Genomic DNA, 19,033 nt, shown 5'->3' on the forward strand with positions numbered 1-19,033 from the left:
TTGGTTGGCCGGATGCCGGCTGGCGTGATAGTGCGGGAAGCGGTGGCGACGAACGGCTATTCCGCGAGACGCGGAATGGCCGGCACCGCCTGTTCGGGGCCCATCGCGGAATAGCCGCCGTCCACCGCGTAGTCGGCGCCCGTCACGAAGCTCGCCGCGTCGCTGCACAGGAACGTCACGACCTGCGCGACCTCGGACGGATCGCCGACGCGGCCGAGCAGGTGGAACGGCGCGGCGACGCGATCGGTCTTCGCCCGGTCGCCGTGCGTCAGCTCGTCCATCACGCGCGACCACGTCCATCCCGGCGACACGGAGTTGACGCGAATGCGGTCGGGCGCGAGATCCATCGCCATGCTGCGCGTGAGCTGGCGGATCGCCGCCTTCGACGTCGGGTACAGCCAGCGGCCGGTCTGCGCGCACTGGGCCGAGATCGAGCTGAAGTTCACGATCGCGCCGCCGCCGCGCCGGATCATGTGCGGATGCACGGCCTTGGCGAGCATCGCCGCCGACACGACGTTGACGTCCATCGCGGCGAGCCAGTCGTTGCGGGTCGCCTGGATGCCGTTGTCGACGTAGCTGCACGCGAGGTTGACGAGCACGTCGATCGCACCGAACCGTTCGACGATGGCCGATATCGCACGCTCGATCGCGCGATCGTCGGTGATGTCGAGCGCGACGAACATCGCCCGTTCGCCGAGCGAATCGGCGACGCGCGCGCCGTTCTCCGCATCGAGATCGACGATCGCGACGCACGCACCGGCGCGGCTCAGGTCCTGCGCAACCGCGGCGCCGATCAGCGTGGCGCCGCCGGTGACGATCGCGACTTTGCCAGCAAGGGCAGTCATGGGGTGTCTCCGAAAATGGTTGTGTGAGGGAAGGGACGCGTCAATGTGCATACGTCGACGGCTCGCTGTCCTGCCAGCGGCGCATCAGTCCGTTCGACGGCACGGTTACGTCGAGCAGCTTGCGGGCCGTTTCGACGCCCGCGACCGGCAGGCCGTCCGGATCGAGCAGCCCGATCTGCACGAGCACGCTCGCCTGGTCCCAGTAGATGTGCTCGTGATAGAGCTTGTCGCCGCGAAACTTGACGATCGCGACGAGCGGAATCTCGACGCGCTTGCCGGTCGGTGCGACACCCGGCAGCATCCAGTCGATCTCGGTGGTGTGCGTGAAGCAGAACAGCAGCTCGTCGACGATCTGGCTCGCGCCGATCGTGCGCGAGATCGGCGTGATCGACGTGTCGGGCGGATTCGCATGCACGAAGTGATGCGTGTAGAAGCGCTTGAGCTCGTCGTAGCCGACGCCGCCCGTCAGCGTCGGAATATGGTTGACGTAGGGCTCGGCGACCATCGTCGCCATCGTCGCGTCGACGTTGCGCGTGTCGAATTCGTGCTTGAGATGCGCTTCCCACAGCGTGGACAGGTCGTAATGCGGGCCGAGCGCGGCACGGAATGCGGCGATCGCGCGCTGGTGGGCCATCACCGCGGCGGCCGGGTCGAAATGATCGCCGCCGGCGCGCGCGAACGCGTGATCGACACTCGGATACACGTACACGTCGACGCCGTCGCGCCCGGACAGCGCTGCGGCAATGCGCTGCTGCGCATCGGGCGGGCAGAAGCGGTCCTGCCCCGCAATCTGCAGCACGAGCCGGCCGCGCAGGTGCGCCGCCTCGTCCAGCGCGTGTTCGATGCCCACGCCGTAGTAGCTGACCGCCGCGGCCACGTCGGGCAGCCGGCACGCGGCGAGATACGCGAGCTTGCCGCCGAGGCAGTAGCCGAGCACGCCGGCTTCGCCCGTGCATGCCGGCAACTGCTTGAGTGCGTCCAGCGCGGCACCGACGTCCTCGACGCCCTTGTTCTCGTCGTATTCGCGGTAAAGCGCCATCGCGCGCTCGACGTCGGCGGCCGCATAACCGAGTTCGATGCCCGGCGCCTGGCGCCAGAACAGGTCGGGCACGAGCACCGTATAGCCTTCCTCCGCGTAGTAGTCGGCCACCTCACGCATCGTCGCGTTCGCGCCGAAGATTTCGTGACACAGCACGATGCCCGGCCCCGTGCCGCCGGCCGGCGTGCTCAGGTACGCGCGAAACGTGCCGCCATCCGGCGACGGAATCTCGATGTGACGTCCTTTCATGTGTCCCTCCTTATGGTTCATCTCTTCGACGAGCCCAGTATTGGCGGACGAAATGGGCACTTCTATCCGCTTTCTTCGGCCGGTATCCGCGAATTCCGGAAACCTGACGATCCGGCCGCCGCGCGTGGGCAGGCGCACGGCCAACTGCGGGTATGTGCGGATGCGGAAGTCCCGCACAGTTTTCTACGATGCGCGAACGGTCCGCTTCTTGCGTCGTTTGCGCGGGACTTGCGTGCTTTGGCGGCCGGACTGTCCGGATACGCCGGGCGCTATCCGGATCGTGCGGCGGATGCCCCCATACCGGGAACGCATGCACGGCGCGAGTGCAATCGGGCATGACGGGAGAACATCGATGGCGCAATTTTCCGAAACAGGCTGGCTGGCCGACGCCGCCTGTTTCAATCACGACAACCTGCTGCTGCAGTCCAACGATGTCGACGAGGTTCGCGCTCGCGTCGCCGACGTATTCAAGCCGCACCGGCTCACGCCGACCGGCGAATCGCGCGCGCTGCGCAGCTGCATGCATCATGCGCGCTGGGGCAACCTGTCGTTGAACCTGCTCGACTACGGCGGTGGCGTCAGCATCGAGCCCGGGCCGCTCGAACACTTCTTCCTGTTGCAGATCCCGCTGCGCGGTGACGCGGAGATCGAGTGCGGCGCGGCGCGTTTCGTGTCGTCGCCGGGCACCGCGTCGTTGATCTCGCCGACGCTGTCGCTGAAGATGCGCTGGGGCGATGCATGCCCGCAAGTCATCCTGCGCATCGAGCGCGAAGTGATGGAGCGCCACGCGCAGCGGCATTTCGGCGACGACCGGCGCGCGCCGGTCGAATTCGAACCGGAATTCAGCCTGTCATCGTCGCAGGGGACGTGTCTGGCGCAGATGCTGCCGATCCTCGCCGGCGCGATCGCGACGGAGGCGCATCCGTTGCGTCATCCACTCGCCTTCGAGCAGCTCGAATCGACGCTGCTCAACCTGCTGCTGCATGGCCACCCGAACAGCGCGCGCAACGGCACGCGGCACCTGCCGGTGGCGCTCGCGCCGTTCTACGTGCGACGCGTCGAGGACTACATCCGCGCGCATCTCGACGAGCCGCTGACGATCGAACGGCTCGCCGAACTCGCCGGCGTCAGCCCGAGCACGCTGTTCGCCGGCTTTCGCCATCGCCACGGGATCACGCCAATGGGCTTCGTGCGACAGTTGCGGCTGCAACATGTGCGCGAGGAACTGCTGGCCGACGAGTCGCCGGGGCTCGCATCGGTGACGGACATCGCGCTGAAATAGGGCTTTGCGCACCTCGGGCGGTTCGCGATCGAGTACAAGCGGGCGTTCGGGGAATCGCCTTCGGCGACGCTCAGGATGCGGCGCGTGCGCGGTTAGCGTCGCAGGCGGCAACCCGCACGCGGATCGCCGACGGCAGCGGCACGCTCCAGACTGCCGTCACACCCCCGCCGAGCCGCCATTCGATGAACGGGCGGCGCAGTGCGATGATCGTCGTGAAAGCGTACGCAGGACGACTCGACCCGGCGCAGTTCATCGCGGAATGTCCACGGAAGCAGGTTCTGCCTGGCCGGCGTGATGGCCGCAAAGCTTGCAGGATGCCCGACCGCCTCGATGACGAGGTTCGCCAGGCGGCCGATCGCGCCGTCGTTTTCCCGATCGGGATCGATCCCGAACCAACACCCCCTCCCACGTGCCGGATGGCGGTTTCACCCGTGCGCGCACTTTTTTGAAGACCGCGCGACGTTCGCCCGGTATGATCGCTGCGCTCGCGAACGGCACCACGGGGCCAGCGCATGCCGACTCGCGCGCCACCCGTATCGCAAGCACGACAACACAGGGCGGGCGCAGGCGGTGCGTCGCGCCGCGATCGGCTCGAATCGGCCGGCAGCACGACGGAGCACAGAACGATGGTAGCGGGGACGGGGGCGGCGCGACGCGCGAGGGCGATCGCAGCCGGCGGCGCGTTGTACGTGGCGGCAGTGGGCGGTGTGCACGCGCAGGCATCGGCGGCGGCCGTGCTGCCGGAGATCGATGTGACAGGGAAGGCCGACGGCGCGTCGAGCGGGCTCGTCGGGCTGCGCACCACGGCCGGCACGAAGACCGACACGCCGGTGGCGGAGATCCCGCAAACGATCAATCTTGTCACCGCGCAGCAGATCGAGATGACCGGCGCGACCGATCTGAACCAGGCGCTGCGCTACGTGCCGGGATTCGCGACGTTCGGCGCCGACAGCCGCACCGACTGGTATGCGGCATTGCGCGGTTTCACGCCGACGTTGTACGTCGACGGCGTGGCCGCGCCGAACACCGCCGTGATCGCGAACTGGCGCGTCGACCCGTACACGATCGACTCGATCGCCGTGCTGCGCGGGCCGACGTCGGTGCTGTACGGCGCGGGCGAGCCCGGCGCGATCGTCGACGCACACACGAAGCTTGCCGACGGCGAACGGGTCCGCGAAGCCGGCGTGCAGGTCGGCAATGACGCGCGCAAGCAATTCATGGTCGATGTCGGCGATGCGCTCGATCCGGACGGCCGATATGCGTATCGCTTCGTCGGCGTGGCGCGCGACGGTAACGCGGTGACCGGCCCGAACGGCGACCGGCGGGTCGCGCTGGCGCCGTCGTTCCGGTGGCGGCCGAACGCCGACACGTCGCTGACGCTTTCGGCGACGTTCCTGCAGGACAGCGGCGATATCTCGTCGAACTTCCTGCCCGCGTCGGGCACGGTGTTGCCGAACCCGAACGGCCGCCTGTCGCAGGACCTCTACATGGGCGACCCCGCCTTCAACGACTACCGGAAGAAGCAGTGGTCGCTCGGCTACACGCTGGCGCACCGCGTGAATGCAATCTGGTCGCTGCATCAGGACGTGCGCTGGTCGCACCTGTCGCTCGACGATGCGACGGTGTTCGGCAACGGCCTCGTGCCCCGCAGCACCACCAACATGATGCGTTTCGCGGGGCTGTTCCAGCTCAACTACAGCCGGCTCGATATCGACCACCACGCGCAGGCGCGCTTCGGCACGGGGCCGCTCGACCATACGCTCTTGCTCGGCGTGCAATACGACCGGCAGACGACGACTCACAGCGCGTGGCTCGCGCTGGCACCGTCGCTCAACCTGTACCAACCCGTCTACCGGCCCGTCACGGCCGCGATCTTCTCCGGCCCGACGTCGCTCGGCCACGTCGACCAGTACACGGCGATGAACGCGTTCGGCGTGTACGCGCAGGACCAGATCCGCTGGAAGCGCTGGACGCTGACGCTCGGCGGCCGGGAGGACTTCGTCAATGCGCGGTTCGACGACCGGACGGCCGGCACGCAGGCGCGGCAGGACGTCAGTGCGTTCTCCGGGCGCGTCGGCCTGACCTATCAGGGGGACGCCGGACTGTCGCCGTACGTCAGCTATTCGACGTCGTTCGATCCCGTCATCGGCGTGCGGATGTTTGGCGGCGGCCTGCCTGAACCTACACGCGGCACGCAGACGGAAGCCGGGCTGCGCTGGCAGCCGCCCGGCCGGAACCTGATGCTGAGTGCGGCCATCTACCAGATCGACCAGACCAACGTCGTGACGCCGACACCGGTGAATCTCGACCCGACCGGCACGACGTCCGTGCAGACCGGCAAGGTGCGCTCGCGCGGGATCGAGCTGAGCGCGGTCGGCAAGGTCACGCGCGAGCTGTCGGTCGTCGCGTCGTATGTCTATCAGGACGTCAAGAACGTGCAGGCGAACGACGCGTCGCTGAACCACTGGCCGGTGGCCGTGCCGCTGCCACGGCAGATGGCGTCGATGTGGGCCGACTGGACCTGGCGCACGGGCGCGCTGTCGGGCGTCGGGATCGGCGGCGGCGTGCGCTACCAGAGCGCGTCGGCCGGCGCGCCCGACAATTCGCTGACCGTGCCGAGCGTGACGCTGGTCGATCTGGCGCTGCACTACGAGATGCCGCACTGGCGGTTCGCGCTGAACGTCGCGAACCTGTTCGACCGGCGCTATGTCAGCGGCTGCCAGTCGTACGCCGTCTGCGTGTTCGGCAACGAGCGAACCGTGCTGGCCAGCGCGAAATACAACTGGTAATCGCGAATGCGCGGAACGCGTCTCAAGCGTCGCGTTGCGGTTCCCGCCGCACGGCACGTTCGCCGGCGTGGCGCTGGCGCCGCCACTCGGTCGGCGTGAGGCCGAAACGCTCGCGGAATGCGGTCGCGAAATTCGCCGGCGTGGAAAAACCGATTTCCTGCGCGATGCTGGCAATGCTGAGCGACGTCGAATCCAGCAGATCCTGCGCGATCCGCAGCCGCTCGTGCCGCAGATACTCGAACACCGTCTGGCCGAGATTGTCGCGAAACGCGCGCGACAGCCGTTTTTCATGGGTGCCGACCGCGCGGGCCAGTTGCTCCACCGTCGGCGGATCGTTCAGCGTTCGCGCGAGGTGGCGGATCGCCGCGCGCACGATGATGTCGTCTTCCTTGCCGGCCACGAACGGGCTGTCCGTGTCGACGGGCCGGGCGCGCTTCGCCCGCGCGAGCTGCACGCGAATCCGCGCGAGCACTTCGGCCGGCTCGAACGGCTTCACGACATAGTCGACGCAGCCGATTTCGAACCCCTCGAGGCGTTCGTGCAAGGCACCGGCCACGGTCAGGAAGATGACCGGAATCGCGCACGTCTGCGGATCGGCGGCAAGCAGCCGGCACGCGGTGAAGCCGTCCATGCGCGGCATGCGGACATCCATCAGGATCAGGTCCGGCATGAGCGCCTGCGCACGCTGGCACGCTTGCGCCCCGTCGGATGCAATGCTGATCCGGCACCCCGTGTCGCGCAGGATGTCGATCAGCAAGCGAAGCTGGTCGGGCTGATCGTCGACGATCAGGATATGGACGTCGCCCAATGCGGAGATCGATGGATGCATCGTGCACCTGTTCTGGAATGGCTGCTGGCTGCGTTCCTGCGGGTGGCCTGCCCGGTTCGAAATAATCGTCGGAAGCCGCTCTATGGCGACGCTCAAGTGCATCGGTATTCGGATTTCGTCCAACTACGCGACCCACAACCCGTCGGTGGAATACCCGGCATGGTTTGTTTTGATCGCTGTTCCGGTAAAGACACGGAGCGTTACCGTCGTCGTGCCCTGAAAAAAGTGTGGCTGCCGGTATCGATGCGGGCCGCATTGTAGGGGGTTATTTCAATTCTGACCAGAACCATCGACTCAATTCAGCTCATTCCGTCTTTCGGGATTTTCAATGCGCGTCGAGGCGTGCGCTTGCTGCGTGGAACGGGAGGGGGTCTCTGTCCATTTCCGCCACTCCCATTCTCGCCCCATGCGAAGTCACGTAGTCCGGCGGATTTTTTCATAAAAACTTTTCCGGAATTTATCTTTAATCCGCTTCAGCAAAGTATTTGTCCGCTCAGCAAAACATTTCGATTAAATTCGTCGGCTGGAAATCGTTTGCGAGACTTGAAATGTTAATGTAACGCATTGAATATATTGAATTTTACAATCTATAAAGAATGTCGCCTTCAATAATTTTAGATCGTGTCTCATAATTCGTCCGAACTTTGAATGCAGGGTTGCACAAGGTAACGCAAGGCGCGGCGGGTTGTGACGGACGTTGTGCGATTCGGATCCGGGGCATCAATTGATGTGTATCCGAACGCAGGTTTGTTGCGTGCAGGCGAAATCCGGTTGCCGCGGATGAAATAAAAGAAGCGGGGTTGGTCGCGGTCGGCGCGACATCAAATCAGGGGTGTCCATAACGGCGGGTTGAATCTCCGGATTCAGTCGCTGGGCGAATTCGTCCATGCAAACCAATATGCATTCCTAATGCATTAACCGGATTAACGGAACGGGCCGTCACACGAACGGCGTGCCCGGGCTTTCGAACGTCCCGTCGCCACGGGCGGACGATGCGTGTCGCCTTCGGCACGCTCAGGCCCGCGCGGGAATCGGGTTCCGCACTGAAGTCGTAATGGCAATCGCAGCTTAAGCCTTCAACAAAAGTAAGTAGTCCGTATTTAAACCAAACGCTAAAAACGGAGCAGAAGACCATGAAGAGGAAGCAGATTTCGGCGCTGGCCGCCGCCATGTTCACGGGGGCAGGTGTCCTGATCGCGGGCGCCGCACAGGCGGACAATTTCGTCGACCGCGGCAACCCGGACAATGCGCTGAGCGGTCAGTGCATCGACGGGACCAACCCGCAGTGCGTGTCGACCAAGAGCGGGACCTACGTGGCGGTGAGCGCCAATAACGTCACGATGGGGACGAATGCCAAGGCGAGTGCCAGCGGTATCGCGATCGGCGACCAGTCGAATGCGGCCAGCAAGGGGGGTACCAGCAACGGTGGTGCGATTGCGGTCGGCGTCGGTGCGCAGGCGCTGGCGAACTCGGCCACGGCGATCGGCACGGTCGCCGTCGCGCAAGGGAATACGGCGCTTGCCATCGGTCGCCAGTCGGCCGCGGTCGGCGATTTCTCGATGGCGCTCGGCAACGTCGCCGATGCGCACGGCACGAGCTCGATCGCGCTCGGCCACTCGGCGCTGGCGAGCGGCGATCGTTCGGTGGCAATCGGCGGCGCCAACCCGACGACGAGCGACGGCGTGTCGGCCGGCGCGACGTATGACGCGGCCACCCAAACGCGCGCCGGCGGCACGCAATCCGTGGCAATCGGTGCGGGCGCGCAGACGAACGACAACAATCAGGTGGCGATCGGCTCGGGCAGCACCGGCGCGAACAACGGCGGCACACCGGTGTTCGGCGGCACGGCCGCGCCGGTCGGCGGCGCGGTATCGTTCGGCGCGGTCGGCAAGGAGCGCCAGCTCAAGAACGTCGCGGCGGGCGCGGCCGATACGGATGCCGTCAACGTCCAGCAGCTGAAGAACGTGAACGGCACGCTCAGCACGAGCATTGCCACCGTCGACGCGCGCGTGACGTCGGTCGGCAATTCGCTGTCGACCACGATCTCGAACGTCGACCAGCGCGTGACCAACGTGGGCAACAGCCTCAGCACCAGCATCGTGACGGCGACGAAGAACGTCGTGAAATACACCGACGATTCGCACGCGGCGATCGCGCTCGACGGCAGCAACGGCACCAAGATCGGCGGCGTCGCGACTGGCGTCGCCGACACCGATGCGGTCAACGTGGGTCAGTTGAAGGGCACCGTCGCCCCGTTGCAGACGTCGATCTCGACGGCAGCGTCGAACATCACGAACCTGCAGACCAGCGTCACCGGCATCAACACATCGCTGAGCACGGCAACCACCAACATCAGCAATCTGCAGGCGGCCGACGCCCGTAACGTGAAGTACGACGGCCAGAGCGGATTCGACTCGGTGACGTTCGCCGGTACGAACGGCACGACGCTGCACAACGTCGCAGCGGGTGTCGCGAACACCGACGCGGTGAACGTCGGGCAGTTGAACGGTGGCCTGTCGTCGCTCAGCACGAGCGTGACGAACAACCTCAGCACGACGCTCGGCAACCTGAGCACGTCGGTTACCAACCAGATCGGCAACGCGACGAAGAACGCCGTGCAGTACGACGATGACGCACACAGTGGCGTGACGCTGGGCGGCAAGGGGGCACAGTCGCCGGTCGGCGTGCACAACGTGGCGGATGGCGTTGCCGCGAGCGACGCGGTGAACGTCGGCCAGCTCGGCAAGGCAACCGACACGCTGAATCAGTCGATTACGAATGTCGGCAACAGCGTGACGACGCTCGGCAACCAGGTGACGACGAATACGGGCAACATCGCCGCGCTCCAGCAGGATGCGCTGCTGTGGAACGCGAACCTCGGTGCGTACGATGCGAGCCACGGCGGCAACGGCCCGCAACGCATCGGCAACGTCGCGGCCGGCGTCGCCAATACCGATGCGGTCAACGTCGGTCAGCTGACGGGAACCATTGCGCCGCTGCAATCGTCGATCTCGACGGCAGCGTCGAACATCACGAACCTGCAGAGCAACGTCACCGGCATCAACGCATCGCTGAGCACGGCGACCACCAACATCACCAACCTGCAGGCGGCCGACGCCCGTAACGTGAAGTACGACGGCCAAAGCGGATTCGACTCGGTGACGTTCGCCGGCACGAACGGCACGACGCTGCACAACGTCGCAGCGGGTGTCGCGAACACCGACGCGGTGAACGTCGGGCAGTTGAACGGTGGCCTGTCGTCGCTCAGCACGAGCGTAACGAGCAACATCAATACGACGCTCGGCAACCTGAGCACGTCGATCACCAACCAGATCGGCAACGCGACGAAGAATGCCGTGCAGTACGACGATGACGCACACAGTGGCGTGACGCTCGGCGGCAAAGGGGCACAGTCGCCGGTCGGCGTGCACAACGTGGCGGACGGCGTTGCCGCGAGCGACGCGGTGAATGTCGGCCAGCTCGGCAAGGCAGCCGACACGCTGAATCAGTCGATCACGACCGTCAGCAACAACGTGACGACGCTCGGCAACCAGGTGACGACGAATACGGGCAACATCGCCGCGCTCCAGCAGGACGCGCTTCAGTGGAACGCGAACCTCGGCACCTATGATGCGAGCCACGGTGGCAACGGTCCGCAACGCATCGGCAATGTTGCGGCCGGCAAGAACGGCACGGACGCAGTCAACGTCGACCAGTTGAATGCGGCGATCCAGGACGGCACGAGCCAGCTCGATGCGCTCGCCGTGAAGTACGACGACGCGAGCAAGAAGCAGGTTTCGCTCGGCGCCGGCAACGGCGGGAGCCCGGTGCGCCTGACCAACGTCGCGGAAGGCAACGTCGCGGCCGGCAGCACGGACGCGGTGAACGGCGCGCAACTGCGCCGCGCGACCGACGGTACGGCGGCTGCACTGGGCGGCGGTGCGACCGCGAATCCGGACGGCACGATCAGCGCGCCGGCCTATAAAGTCGGTGGCGGCTCGTTCAACAATGTCGGCGACGCGCTGACCAACCTCGACACCCGCGTCGGCAGCAACACGACGACGCTCGGGAATCACGAGACGCGTATCGACACTGCCGAAACGAACATCGCCGGCAACACGGCCGCGATCGCCGGGCTGCAGCAGGACGCGCTGCAGTTCGACCCGAAGGCAGGCGCATACAACGCGGCGCGCGGTGGCGCCCCGACGAAGCTGACCAACGTGGCCGACGGCAACATCGCCGCGGGCAGCACGGATGCGGTGAACGGCGGCCAGTTGTCGGGCGTGAAATCGTCGCTCGAACAGCAGATCACGCAGGTGTCCAATCAGGCGGGCGAGGCCGTGAAGAACGTCGTCAAGTACGATGTCGACGCGAACGGAAACCGGTTGAATTCGGTATCGCTCATCGGCGGCGACACGAATGCGGCGGTCGTGCTGAAGAACGTCGCCGCGGGCACCGACGATACGGACGCGGTGAACGTGAAGCAGCTGAAGAGCGTGCAGTCGAATCTCAACCAGCTCGGTGCGCTCGCGGTGCAGTACGACGACAGCTCGAAGAGCTCGATCACCCTCGGCGGCGCCGGTGGCACGCGCATCACCAACGTGCAGGCCGGCACGCTCAGCGCAACCAGCACGGACGCGGTGAACGGCTCGCAGCTCTACGCGACCAACCAGCAGGTCGCGAAGAACACGACCGATATCACGAACCTGCAGGGGAACGTCACCAACATCGCGAACGGCAAGGCCGGCCTCGTGCAGCAACAGGATCCGAATGGCGCGATCACGGTCGGGAAGGACTCCGGCGGCACCAGCGTGAACTTCTCCGGCACGACGGGCGACCGCGTGCTGACCGGGGTCGCGGCGGGCGTGAAGGACAACGACGCGGTCAACATGGGCCAGTTCAACACCGCGCTGAAGAACGCGGCGGCCAACGACCAGATCCGCGCGGCGGCGACCGATGCGAACACCACGTGGATCACGCGTGCCGATGCGGGTTCGATCGGGTCGACGGCAACCGCAACCGGCAAGAACGCGGTGGCGGTCGGCCAGGGCTCCGTCGCCGATCGCGACAATTCGTTCTCGGTCGGTGCGAAGGGCAGCGAACGTCAGGTCACGAACGTCGCGGCCGGCACGGCGCCGACCGACGCGGTGAACGTGCAGCAGTTGAACGACAACCTCTCGACCGCCACGACGCAGGCGAAGGGCTACACCGACCAGCGCATCGGCCAGGTGTACAACTCGTTCAACGACCTGAAGAAGGACATGTACGGTGGCGTGGCATCGGCAATGGCCGTCGCCGGCCTGCCGCAACCGACGGGCGCGGGCCGCTCGATGGTCTCGGCGGCGACGTCGAACTATCACGGCCAGCAGGGTTTCGCCGCCGGATACTCGTACGTGACGGAAAGCAACCGCTGGGTCGTCAAGGCGTCGGTGACGGGCAACACGCGTTCGGACTTCGGCGCGGTGGTGGGTGCCGGTTACCAGTTCTGACGTCGTTCGCGCAGTATCGATCGACCCATGGTGCCGGGCAGCGGTTGTGATGCCCGGCACCGGCGGGGAAATCCGGGGCCCGGGGTCTGTCTGTCGACCCCGGGCCATCGGCGCTTGAGGCGTCTCGACGATCGACATGGCTGCGCCGGGCGTGTCCGGCACGCGATATCGCTTGCCTCACGCCCGCGTCTCACGCGGCAAACACTGGAAAAATGGCATCGGCAGGATGCCGACATCGATCCGGGCAACCGGCTGCGCCCAATCGGTGAGCATGATTTGCGACCCGGCAGATTGTGTCAGTCGTATGAAAGCAAGCGTTTGCCGGTGCCAAGTGCCAGCGCATTTCGCGCGTTATCGTCAAATGCGGTCGACATTTCTCTGCGAGAAACAACGTCCGCGAATGCCGTCGATGGATGATTTATTTGCCGATAGTGGTGATAATCGTCGACTGGTGCAACGCAACCCGCGTTGAGCGTGTCCGAGCACGTCTTCCAATCCCGTATTGGCGCCGACAACGACAAACGAAAACGATGAAACCCGTCAACAAGATGCTTCCCGAGCAGCGCTTCGCGTTGCCGCGTCAACTTCGGCTGCCTGCCTATGCAGCGCCCGCCTTCATGGCCTCCGCTTTTCCCGCCGGTTACGACGCCCGGCGGCGCTGAACGCCCAGACAATCCGCTCCATTTGTTCAACACGGCCCGGCGCTTGAATCGGTCGGCCGGGCAATCGGTATCGAACAGCGATATCAGTTGATGCATCCCGCGAGATCGCATCGGGTCACGTCACGACGCATCACGGGACCGCATACAGGGGTAAAGGCACATGATCGGGAAGTTTGCGTGGCTGTCTGTCGTTTCGCTTGTGGTCGCGGCATGCGGGGATAAATCCGGGCATGCGGATACGGCATCGAAGGCGCAGTCGGCCGCTGCGTCGGCGACGCAGGCCGTGGCCGCGCAAGGCGAGGGCAGCGAGAAGCGCCCGGCACCCGTGCCGCCGAGGCCCGGCCAGGTGCTCGAGGCCATTTACCAGAAGGACGCGCACGGCGAGGACACGATGGAGATCGCCAACGGAAGCCAGGCGTCGTACTGGTATGGCTACGCGTTCGACCTGAACGGCAACCACTACTTCACCGGCTTCGCTTACGACACGCCGAACAAGTACGCCGAACAGGAGAAAACTGCCGCCCCGGCGCCCGATGCCCGGGTGACGATCACCGAGGCCACCTTCGAATGGACCACGGACGGGGGCGTGGCCGGCTGGAACATGGTCGAGTCGGAGCGCTCCATCGGCGAGTTTGGCGGCTATGAGCAGGCCGACACGATCGACGACAAGGAACCCGCCGTGAGCACGACAACGCCGGACGGACAGATCGTGCTGGCGGTCCCGACCTGGCATCTGGCTTCCGGGACCCGGATCAAGTCGTTCAGCATGTTCGTCTATCAGCGTACCAATGCGTCAAGTAATCCTGACGATACCGACTGGACCTATGCCGGCAACGTGTTCCGCGGCGACGATAACGGCGCAGCATGCGATGCCGACGGCACCGGCAATCACATCCCGTGTGTGGCCGGCTCGTCGACCCTGACCTTCGTGTCGACCGACGGTCGCGATTGGCCGCGTCTTCGTGTGGCGATGAAGGGGACGGGCGTCGACAACGCCGGTCGGAAGAAGACTTATGGCGCCGCGGACGTCGTCGAATACAGGTTCAATCCGAAGACGAGGGTGTACGAAGCGGCGAAGACGTAGGGCGGCGCGCAGCAGGTCGCGTCCAACGAGGGTTCCACTTGTGCACGGGGAGGATCGAATGGCGATGTCTATCTCGAGAAACAGCATGTCGATGGTGTGGGCGTGTGCGGCGATCCCGTTCTTCGCCGGTTGCGCGAATGTCTGCTCCGTCCTGGATTCCAGCCCGGTGTGCGCGACCCTGTATCCCGGCCCGGTTCAGAAGGCGGCTAAAGCCATGATCGGACAGCCGATATCGGTGGCGTTCAAGGCGTTCGGCCGTCCGTTCATCAATCAGCCGCCGCTAGGGCAGTCGCCGGAGTCGGCAAGCTATACCGGGAACTACTTTTGGGACACTTCGCGGGTTCACGTGAGCCCGAACCTGACGTTCGTCCAGACCGGCAGCCGGTACGTCGGCAGTCATGTTGCCGGGGTGAATCCCGCAGGAAATGGCGTGGCGGAGATCCCGCTGTACCAGGACGACTATGAAGCCACGGGGTATTACGGCCACGAAACCGTCCTCGATTATGTGTGCATGATCACCATCAAGACCAACCATGCCGACATCATCACGAAGGTGGAGGTGGGCGGGTGCCGGAAATGATGTCGTTGCGGCCAATCGTGGCCGAATGCGAGTAGCGCGATCCGCGGCGATCGCATCCGCGCCCCGGCCCGCGGTGCCACGCGGGTTCGCGCGCGGTCGAAACGGGCGTCCAATGCGAGTTGTCGAATGTGAGCGTCGGCTCGTATTCTGAATTCGTCGGGCGGAACGGCATGGGGCCTCCGCCGATCGACGCATGACAGAGACTCGCAATGACTGCCATTACGCAAACCATGAAGCTCAATCACCTGAGCTTCCCCTCGGCCGACACACTGGCGACGGCTCGCTTCTTCGAGCGGCACCTCGGCTTCACGATCGCGGGAAGCTGGGAAAAATCCTGGATCCTCAAGCGCGCGGGCTTCGACGTGGTGATCGACCACGTCAGCGACGACGTGCCGGCATGGCCGACGAATTTCCACGTCGGGTTCGAGCTGCCGAGCCTCGATGCCGTTCGCGCATTGTTCGAGCGCTTCAGGGAAGAGGGCGTCGAGAGGGTGACGGACGTTTTCAACAACGGGCGCGGTTCGCGTTTCTTCTGCCGCGCACCGGGCGGCGTGATGTTCGAACTGAACACGCGTGCGGATGCCGCGCCGGAATATCGCGGCACGTTCGACGACTGATGCGGGTACGCGACGGCCTGGCGATTTCCGTCCAGTGCAGATCGCTGCAGTGCGCGACAGGGCCGACCCGCGCCACCCGCAATCCACCGTGCGATTTGCTGTCGACCAGGACTTGAAAAGCAAGAAACGGAGTGCCTGCCTGCGTGCGGTCACCTACATTGCCGTGACGAACCTCACTCACGGGATGTGAAAAAAATGACCTTACTCGAAGGGAAAGTCGCCATCGTCACCGGCGCTTCTGCCGGCATTGGCCGCGCGATCGCGTTGATGTTCGCAGAGCACGGTGCGTCGGTCGTATTGGGCGCGCGAAACGAAGCCACGCTGAATCAGGTTGCCGACGAGATCCGTCGTCAGGGCGGGAAGGCGTGCGCATGCGCCGGTGATGTCGGTCACGCCGATACGCATCGAAGGCTCGTCGCGACGGCCCTGCGCGAGTTCGGTGGCCTCGACATCGCGATCAACAACGCGGGGACGGTCGGGCCGCTCAAGCCGCTCGCCGAGCTCTCGCTCGACGACTGGCAGCAGACGCTGTCCGTCAATCTGACGGCGGCCTTCCTGGGCGCAAGCAACCAGATTCCCGTGATGCTCGAACGCGGAGGCGGTTCGATCGTCTTCACGTCCAGCTTCGTCGGAACCAGCGTCGGGCTTCCCGGGATGGCCGCGTATGGCGCGTCCAAGGCCGGCTTGATGGGATTGGTGAAGGGCATCACCGCGGACTATGCGGCACGGGGCATTCGGGCAAACGCACTGTTGCCGGGCGGGGTGGATACCGCGATGGGGGGAGACCGTGAGCAGAAGGAATGGGCGGCCGGGCTTCACGCGATGAAGCGTATCGCCCGCCCCGACGAGATTGCGTCCGCGGCGCTGTTTCTGGCGAGCCCGATGGCCAGTTTCGTGACCGGCTCGGCCCTGTTCGCCGACGGCGGCAATGCGGCCGTGAAGTGATGCGCCGTTGGGGCAAGCTCAACTGCCCGCGCGGGCCAGCATGGCGATGACCGCGCGGGTGCGCGAAGGCTCGGTGATTTCCGTCCAGTGCAGGTGCGCGTATTTCGGGTCGTCGCGCAGGGCGGCGAACTTGACACGATTCTTCGCGAACGTGGTGTATGACCACAGCAGCACCGACTCTCGTGAAAACGCCATCCGCAGCGACTCACGGTTGCCGTGCGAAAGCTCGGTGCGCATGAGCCCGCGGCTCAACGTGCGCCACAGCACCCGGGAGAATACCGTCCGTCGCCCGAAGTTGAGCCAGATCACGTGCGTGGCTCTCGACCAGAGCACATCGCGCACGGCGCTGTAGTTCCCGTCGGCGACCCATCGGTCGCCGGCTGTCGCCGCCCGCACGGCGTTCTCGAACTGTTCCGGTGGCACGGCTGTCCAGCCCGGGCCCCAGTAGAGTCGATCCAGCTCGACGTACGGGCAGCCTGCCGCCGCCGCCAGTGCGCTCGAAAAGGTGGATTTCCCCGCTCCGCTGGTTCCAACGACGATGAAGCGCATGGGTTTGGCCGCGGTTGATTTTGGAAGCCGGGTATTGTGCCTCATGCGCGGAAGCGATGCTGTGTCTTCGATCGGGTTCGGGCAAGTGGCACTCGGGTCGTCATGCGCGTCCCGGGGGCCTCGATGCATTGGCGCATGCCGTTCCGGACAGGTTCTAATTTCCCCGAAACCGGTTGCACGAGACGTCGTTCCGACACCGCTCCCGGATGGTCGTCGTTGCGACGGCCACGACACGCGTGGGGGCTCGTGCAGGCACGTCCCGCGTTTTGTACAATCTCGCGCGAGGGTCGGGCAGCACACGGCCGCAACGAACGTCAACAAGATCGAATGAGAGAAACGATGGCGACCGAACTCGGGGTGCGGGAGAGCATGCAAGCGGGCGGCACGTGCGACAGGATCCCGCGATGTGTGCGCGAATGGGTAAAGACGGCGTGCGCGTCTCGATCGGATCGTGACCGCGCATGAGCGACAAACCCGTTCTTGCCGCCGGCGCGCCGTGCGAACCTGCCGCGTCGACTGTTCCCCTGATGGCGCTGGCGTGCCTGATCGTATTCATGGCGCAAATGGCGACGACGGTGTACTTGCCGTCGCTGCCTGTCGTCATGCGCGAATTGAAGATGACGCAAGGCGGCGCCGAATTCTCCATCTCCGCCTATGTGATCGGCGCGGCGCTGCCGGTGCCATTCTGGGGCGCCGCTGCGGAACGCTGGGGCAGGCGTGGCCCGCTGTTGATTTCGCTGCTGTTGTTCGTCGCCAGCAGCCTGTTGCTCGCCAGCTGCACGGTCGCACCGGCACTGCTCGTGTTGCGCGCCATCCAGGGCATCGGGGGCGGCGGCGCGGCGATCATCGCCAGAATCATCGTCCGCGACAACTGGCGCGGTGACGAACTGGCGCGACGGCTCTCCGTATTGTCGATCGCCTTCATCACGGCGCTGGGCGGCGGCCAGTTCGTCGGCGGGCTGATCGGCCGATACAGTCATTGGCAAACGGGTTTCGTGCTGATGGCCATCATCGCCGCGCTGGCGATCGGTCTCTCGTCCATGTTGCCGTTGAAGGCGGGGAGCCGCACCGCCGTCACGTCGGGCATGGCCGGCACGTACTGGGTCCTGCTGCGGCGCCCGGGCTTCGTGTGGCCCGCCTGCGCAGGCGGGTTGGGGTTCGCGACGACCGTGACCTTGCAGGAAGTGAGTCCGTTCGTGTTCCAGGAGCATTTCAAGCTGGCCGTAACGAGCTTCGGCAGTATCGGCCTGTTGCTCGGCGTCGCCTATTTCAGCGGCGCGATGCTGGTCAATCGCCTCGTGAGACGGCTCGGCGGCGTGCGGCTGATGCATGCCGGCGCCGCGCTGGTTGCGCTGGCAACCACGTTGATGCTGGCGTCGTGGCACGGCGGCCTGCTGACCCACTTTACCGGCCTGTGGATCTTCATCGCGCTGTATTGCCTGGCGATTTTCGGCCAGGCCGTGCTGTTTCCGAACAGCATGGCCACCGCCGTCAGCGATGCGCACGACCATGGCGCGCATGCGATGGCCTTGTGCGGCTTCCTGCAGCAAGGACTGGCGGGCGTCGCCGCGACAGCCGCGGTGCTGCAGCACCATGGCGGCACGTGGACGCTCGCCGTGTTCGTGCTGGGGGCGCTGACGTGGCTGGTGGTGCGGTTGAAGGTGAGGGGCGGGTAGGCGGCCGACCGTCGACGGAGGGTTCGTCGACCCCATGCGTCTCCGTCGGAACTAGCTGCACGCCACGGTACATCCGCTTCACGTATGACTCGCGCGACAGGTGGTCAGAAGCGTGCGCAGCCGGTGTCGGAGCGCGGGCCTTCCGATGCAGGAGAAGGGGTGACGCGTACATGCGATGGGTTGCGCCGCGCCGCTCAAGCGGGAGATTCGTAGAAAGCATCATCTCGTGCGTCATTCGTATGGCTTTCGCTACGAATTAAAAGGCATCGTCATCAAAAGCGAGAATCGTATCGCCGTGAAAAATCGCACCGACGCGCCCGGAATGGCAACAATCAAAATCAATATTTAATAAAGCAATTAGCATCTGCCGCTTTACTCCGGTTTTACATCGTCCGTCC

At 65.2% G+C, this 19,033-nt stretch carries 14 protein-coding genes and 1 pseudogene; 9 read left to right on the forward strand and 6 right to left on the reverse strand.

Features of this window, described 5'->3' with window-relative positions:
- Positions 1-56: 56 nt before the first annotated feature.
- Both QZM67_RS08310 and QZM67_RS08315 read right to left on the reverse strand, forming a co-directional pair.
- Entirely contained in the window at positions 57-845 is a 789-nt protein-coding gene (locus QZM67_RS08310) for an SDR family oxidoreductase (protein WP_175026012.1), read from the reverse strand.
- 40 nt (positions 846-885) lie between these two features.
- Entirely contained in the window at positions 886-2,133 is a 1,248-nt protein-coding gene (locus QZM67_RS08315; protein WP_301801766.1) for a dienelactone hydrolase family protein, read from the reverse strand.
- 352 nt (positions 2,134-2,485) lie between these two features.
- Between QZM67_RS08315 and QZM67_RS08320 the strand changes: the two are divergent.
- A pseudogene (locus QZM67_RS08320) lies at positions 2,486-3,511 on the forward strand (AraC family transcriptional regulator).
- Here the strand turns inward: QZM67_RS08320 and QZM67_RS08325 are convergent.
- Positions 3,486-3,668 carry a hypothetical protein gene (locus QZM67_RS08325; RefSeq protein ID WP_301802220.1) on the reverse strand — a complete coding sequence of 61 codons (183 nt, stop codon included), beginning with the start codon at positions 3,666-3,668 and terminating at the stop codon, positions 3,486-3,488. The pseudogene QZM67_RS08320 and the gene QZM67_RS08325 overlap by 26 nt on opposite strands.
- Positions 3,669-4,041: 373 nt before the next feature.
- Between QZM67_RS08325 and QZM67_RS08330 the strand changes: the two genes are divergently transcribed.
- A complete protein-coding gene (locus tag QZM67_RS08330) occupies positions 4,042-6,204 on the forward strand; it encodes a TonB-dependent siderophore receptor (protein WP_301801769.1) in 2,163 nt (720 codons plus the stop codon).
- 22 nt (positions 6,205-6,226) lie between these two features.
- Here the strand turns inward: QZM67_RS08330 and QZM67_RS08335 are convergent, their stop codons facing one another.
- The gene (locus tag QZM67_RS08335) at positions 6,227-7,033 is read right to left on the reverse strand and encodes a response regulator (protein WP_301801771.1); all 807 of its coding nucleotides are present in this window, start codon (positions 7,031-7,033) and stop codon (positions 6,227-6,229) included.
- Between QZM67_RS08335 and QZM67_RS08340 the strand changes: the two genes are divergently transcribed.
- Both QZM67_RS08340 and QZM67_RS08345 read left to right on the forward strand, forming a co-directional pair.
- Positions 7,028-7,294, forward strand: a complete 267-nt coding sequence (locus QZM67_RS08340; RefSeq protein ID WP_175026006.1) for a hypothetical protein — start codon at positions 7,028-7,030, stop codon at positions 7,292-7,294. The genes QZM67_RS08335 and QZM67_RS08340 overlap by 6 nt on opposite strands.
- 872 nt (positions 7,295-8,166) lie before the next feature.
- Positions 8,167-12,522 (forward strand): YadA-like family protein, encoded by a 4,356-nt coding sequence (locus QZM67_RS08345; RefSeq protein ID WP_301801775.1) that lies wholly within the window; start codon positions 8,167-8,169, stop codon positions 12,520-12,522.
- Between the two features lie 296 nt (positions 12,523-12,818).
- Here the strand turns inward: QZM67_RS08345 and QZM67_RS08350 are convergent, their stop codons facing one another.
- Positions 12,819-13,280 (reverse strand): hypothetical protein, encoded by a 462-nt coding sequence (locus QZM67_RS08350; protein ID WP_301801777.1) that lies wholly within the window; start codon positions 13,278-13,280, stop codon positions 12,819-12,821.
- A gap of 187 nt (positions 13,281-13,467) precedes the next feature.
- Here QZM67_RS08350 and QZM67_RS08355 point away from each other — a divergent pair, with 187 nt between their 5' ends.
- The 4 genes from QZM67_RS08355 (at position 13,468) to QZM67_RS08370 (ending at position 16,410) form a co-directional block, all read left to right on the forward strand.
- Positions 13,468-14,268: a hypothetical protein gene (locus QZM67_RS08355; protein ID WP_301801780.1), complete on the forward strand. Its 801-nt coding sequence runs from the start codon at positions 13,468-13,470 to the stop codon at positions 14,266-14,268.
- An 85-nt stretch (positions 14,269-14,353) separates the two neighbouring features.
- The gene (locus tag QZM67_RS08360) at positions 14,354-14,848 is read left to right on the forward strand and encodes a hypothetical protein (protein ID WP_175026002.1); all 495 of its coding nucleotides are present in this window, start codon (positions 14,354-14,356) and stop codon (positions 14,846-14,848) included.
- Positions 14,849-15,057: 209 nt separating this feature from the next.
- On the forward strand, positions 15,058-15,465 hold the full coding sequence (locus QZM67_RS08365) for a VOC family protein (protein WP_301801782.1): 408 nt from the start codon (positions 15,058-15,060) through the stop codon (positions 15,463-15,465).
- Positions 15,466-15,660: 195 nt separating this feature from the next.
- The gene (locus tag QZM67_RS08370; protein WP_301801784.1) at positions 15,661-16,410 is read left to right on the forward strand and encodes an SDR family oxidoreductase; all 750 of its coding nucleotides are present in this window, start codon (positions 15,661-15,663) and stop codon (positions 16,408-16,410) included.
- A gap of 18 nt (positions 16,411-16,428) precedes the next feature.
- Here the strand turns inward: QZM67_RS08370 and QZM67_RS08375 are convergent, their stop codons facing one another.
- Positions 16,429-16,959, reverse strand: a complete 531-nt coding sequence (locus QZM67_RS08375; protein WP_175025999.1) for a toxin — start codon at positions 16,957-16,959, stop codon at positions 16,429-16,431.
- 461 nt (positions 16,960-17,420) lie between these two features.
- Between QZM67_RS08375 and QZM67_RS08380 the strand changes: the two genes are divergently transcribed.
- Entirely contained in the window at positions 17,421-18,635 is a 1,215-nt protein-coding gene (locus tag QZM67_RS08380) for an MFS transporter (protein ID WP_301801786.1), read from the forward strand.
- Positions 18,636-19,033: the final 398 nt, after the last annotated feature.

The sequence above is a fragment of the Burkholderia sp. AU45251 genome (genome assembly GCF_030482905.1).
GTDB lineage: Bacteria > Pseudomonadota > Gammaproteobacteria > Burkholderiales > Burkholderiaceae > Burkholderia > Burkholderia aenigmatica.

Bases quoted from the DNA above. Each gene is read 5' to 3' on its own strand.
- QZM67_RS08310 (WP_175026012.1), bottom strand. From the start codon at position 845: ATGACTGCCCTTGCTGGCAAAGTCGCGATCGTCACCGGCGGCGCCACG.
- QZM67_RS08315 (WP_301801766.1), bottom strand. From the start codon at position 2,133: ATGAAAGGACGTCACATCGAGATTCCGTCGCCGGATGGCGGCACGTTT.
- QZM67_RS08325 (WP_301802220.1), bottom strand. From the start codon at position 3,668: ATGAACTGCGCCGGGTCGAGTCGTCCTGCGTACGCTTTCACGACGATC.
- QZM67_RS08330 (WP_301801769.1), top strand. From the start codon at position 4,042: ATGGTAGCGGGGACGGGGGCGGCGCGACGCGCGAGGGCGATCGCAGCC.
- QZM67_RS08340 (WP_175026006.1), top strand. From the start codon at position 7,028: ATGCATCGTGCACCTGTTCTGGAATGGCTGCTGGCTGCGTTCCTGCGG.
- QZM67_RS08335 (WP_301801771.1), bottom strand. From the start codon at position 7,033: ATGCATCCATCGATCTCCGCATTGGGCGACGTCCATATCCTGATCGTC.
- QZM67_RS08345 (WP_301801775.1), top strand. From the start codon at position 8,167: ATGAAGAGGAAGCAGATTTCGGCGCTGGCCGCCGCCATGTTCACGGGG.
- QZM67_RS08350 (WP_301801777.1), bottom strand. From the start codon at position 13,280: ATGCATCAACTGATATCGCTGTTCGATACCGATTGCCCGGCCGACCGA.
- QZM67_RS08360 (WP_175026002.1), top strand. From the start codon at position 14,354: ATGTCGATGGTGTGGGCGTGTGCGGCGATCCCGTTCTTCGCCGGTTGC.
- QZM67_RS08365 (WP_301801782.1), top strand. From the start codon at position 15,058: ATGACTGCCATTACGCAAACCATGAAGCTCAATCACCTGAGCTTCCCC.
- QZM67_RS08370 (WP_301801784.1), top strand. From the start codon at position 15,661: ATGACCTTACTCGAAGGGAAAGTCGCCATCGTCACCGGCGCTTCTGCC.
- QZM67_RS08375 (WP_175025999.1), bottom strand. From the start codon at position 16,959: ATGCGCTTCATCGTCGTTGGAACCAGCGGAGCGGGGAAATCCACCTTT.
- QZM67_RS08380 (WP_301801786.1), top strand. From the start codon at position 17,421: ATGAGCGACAAACCCGTTCTTGCCGCCGGCGCGCCGTGCGAACCTGCC.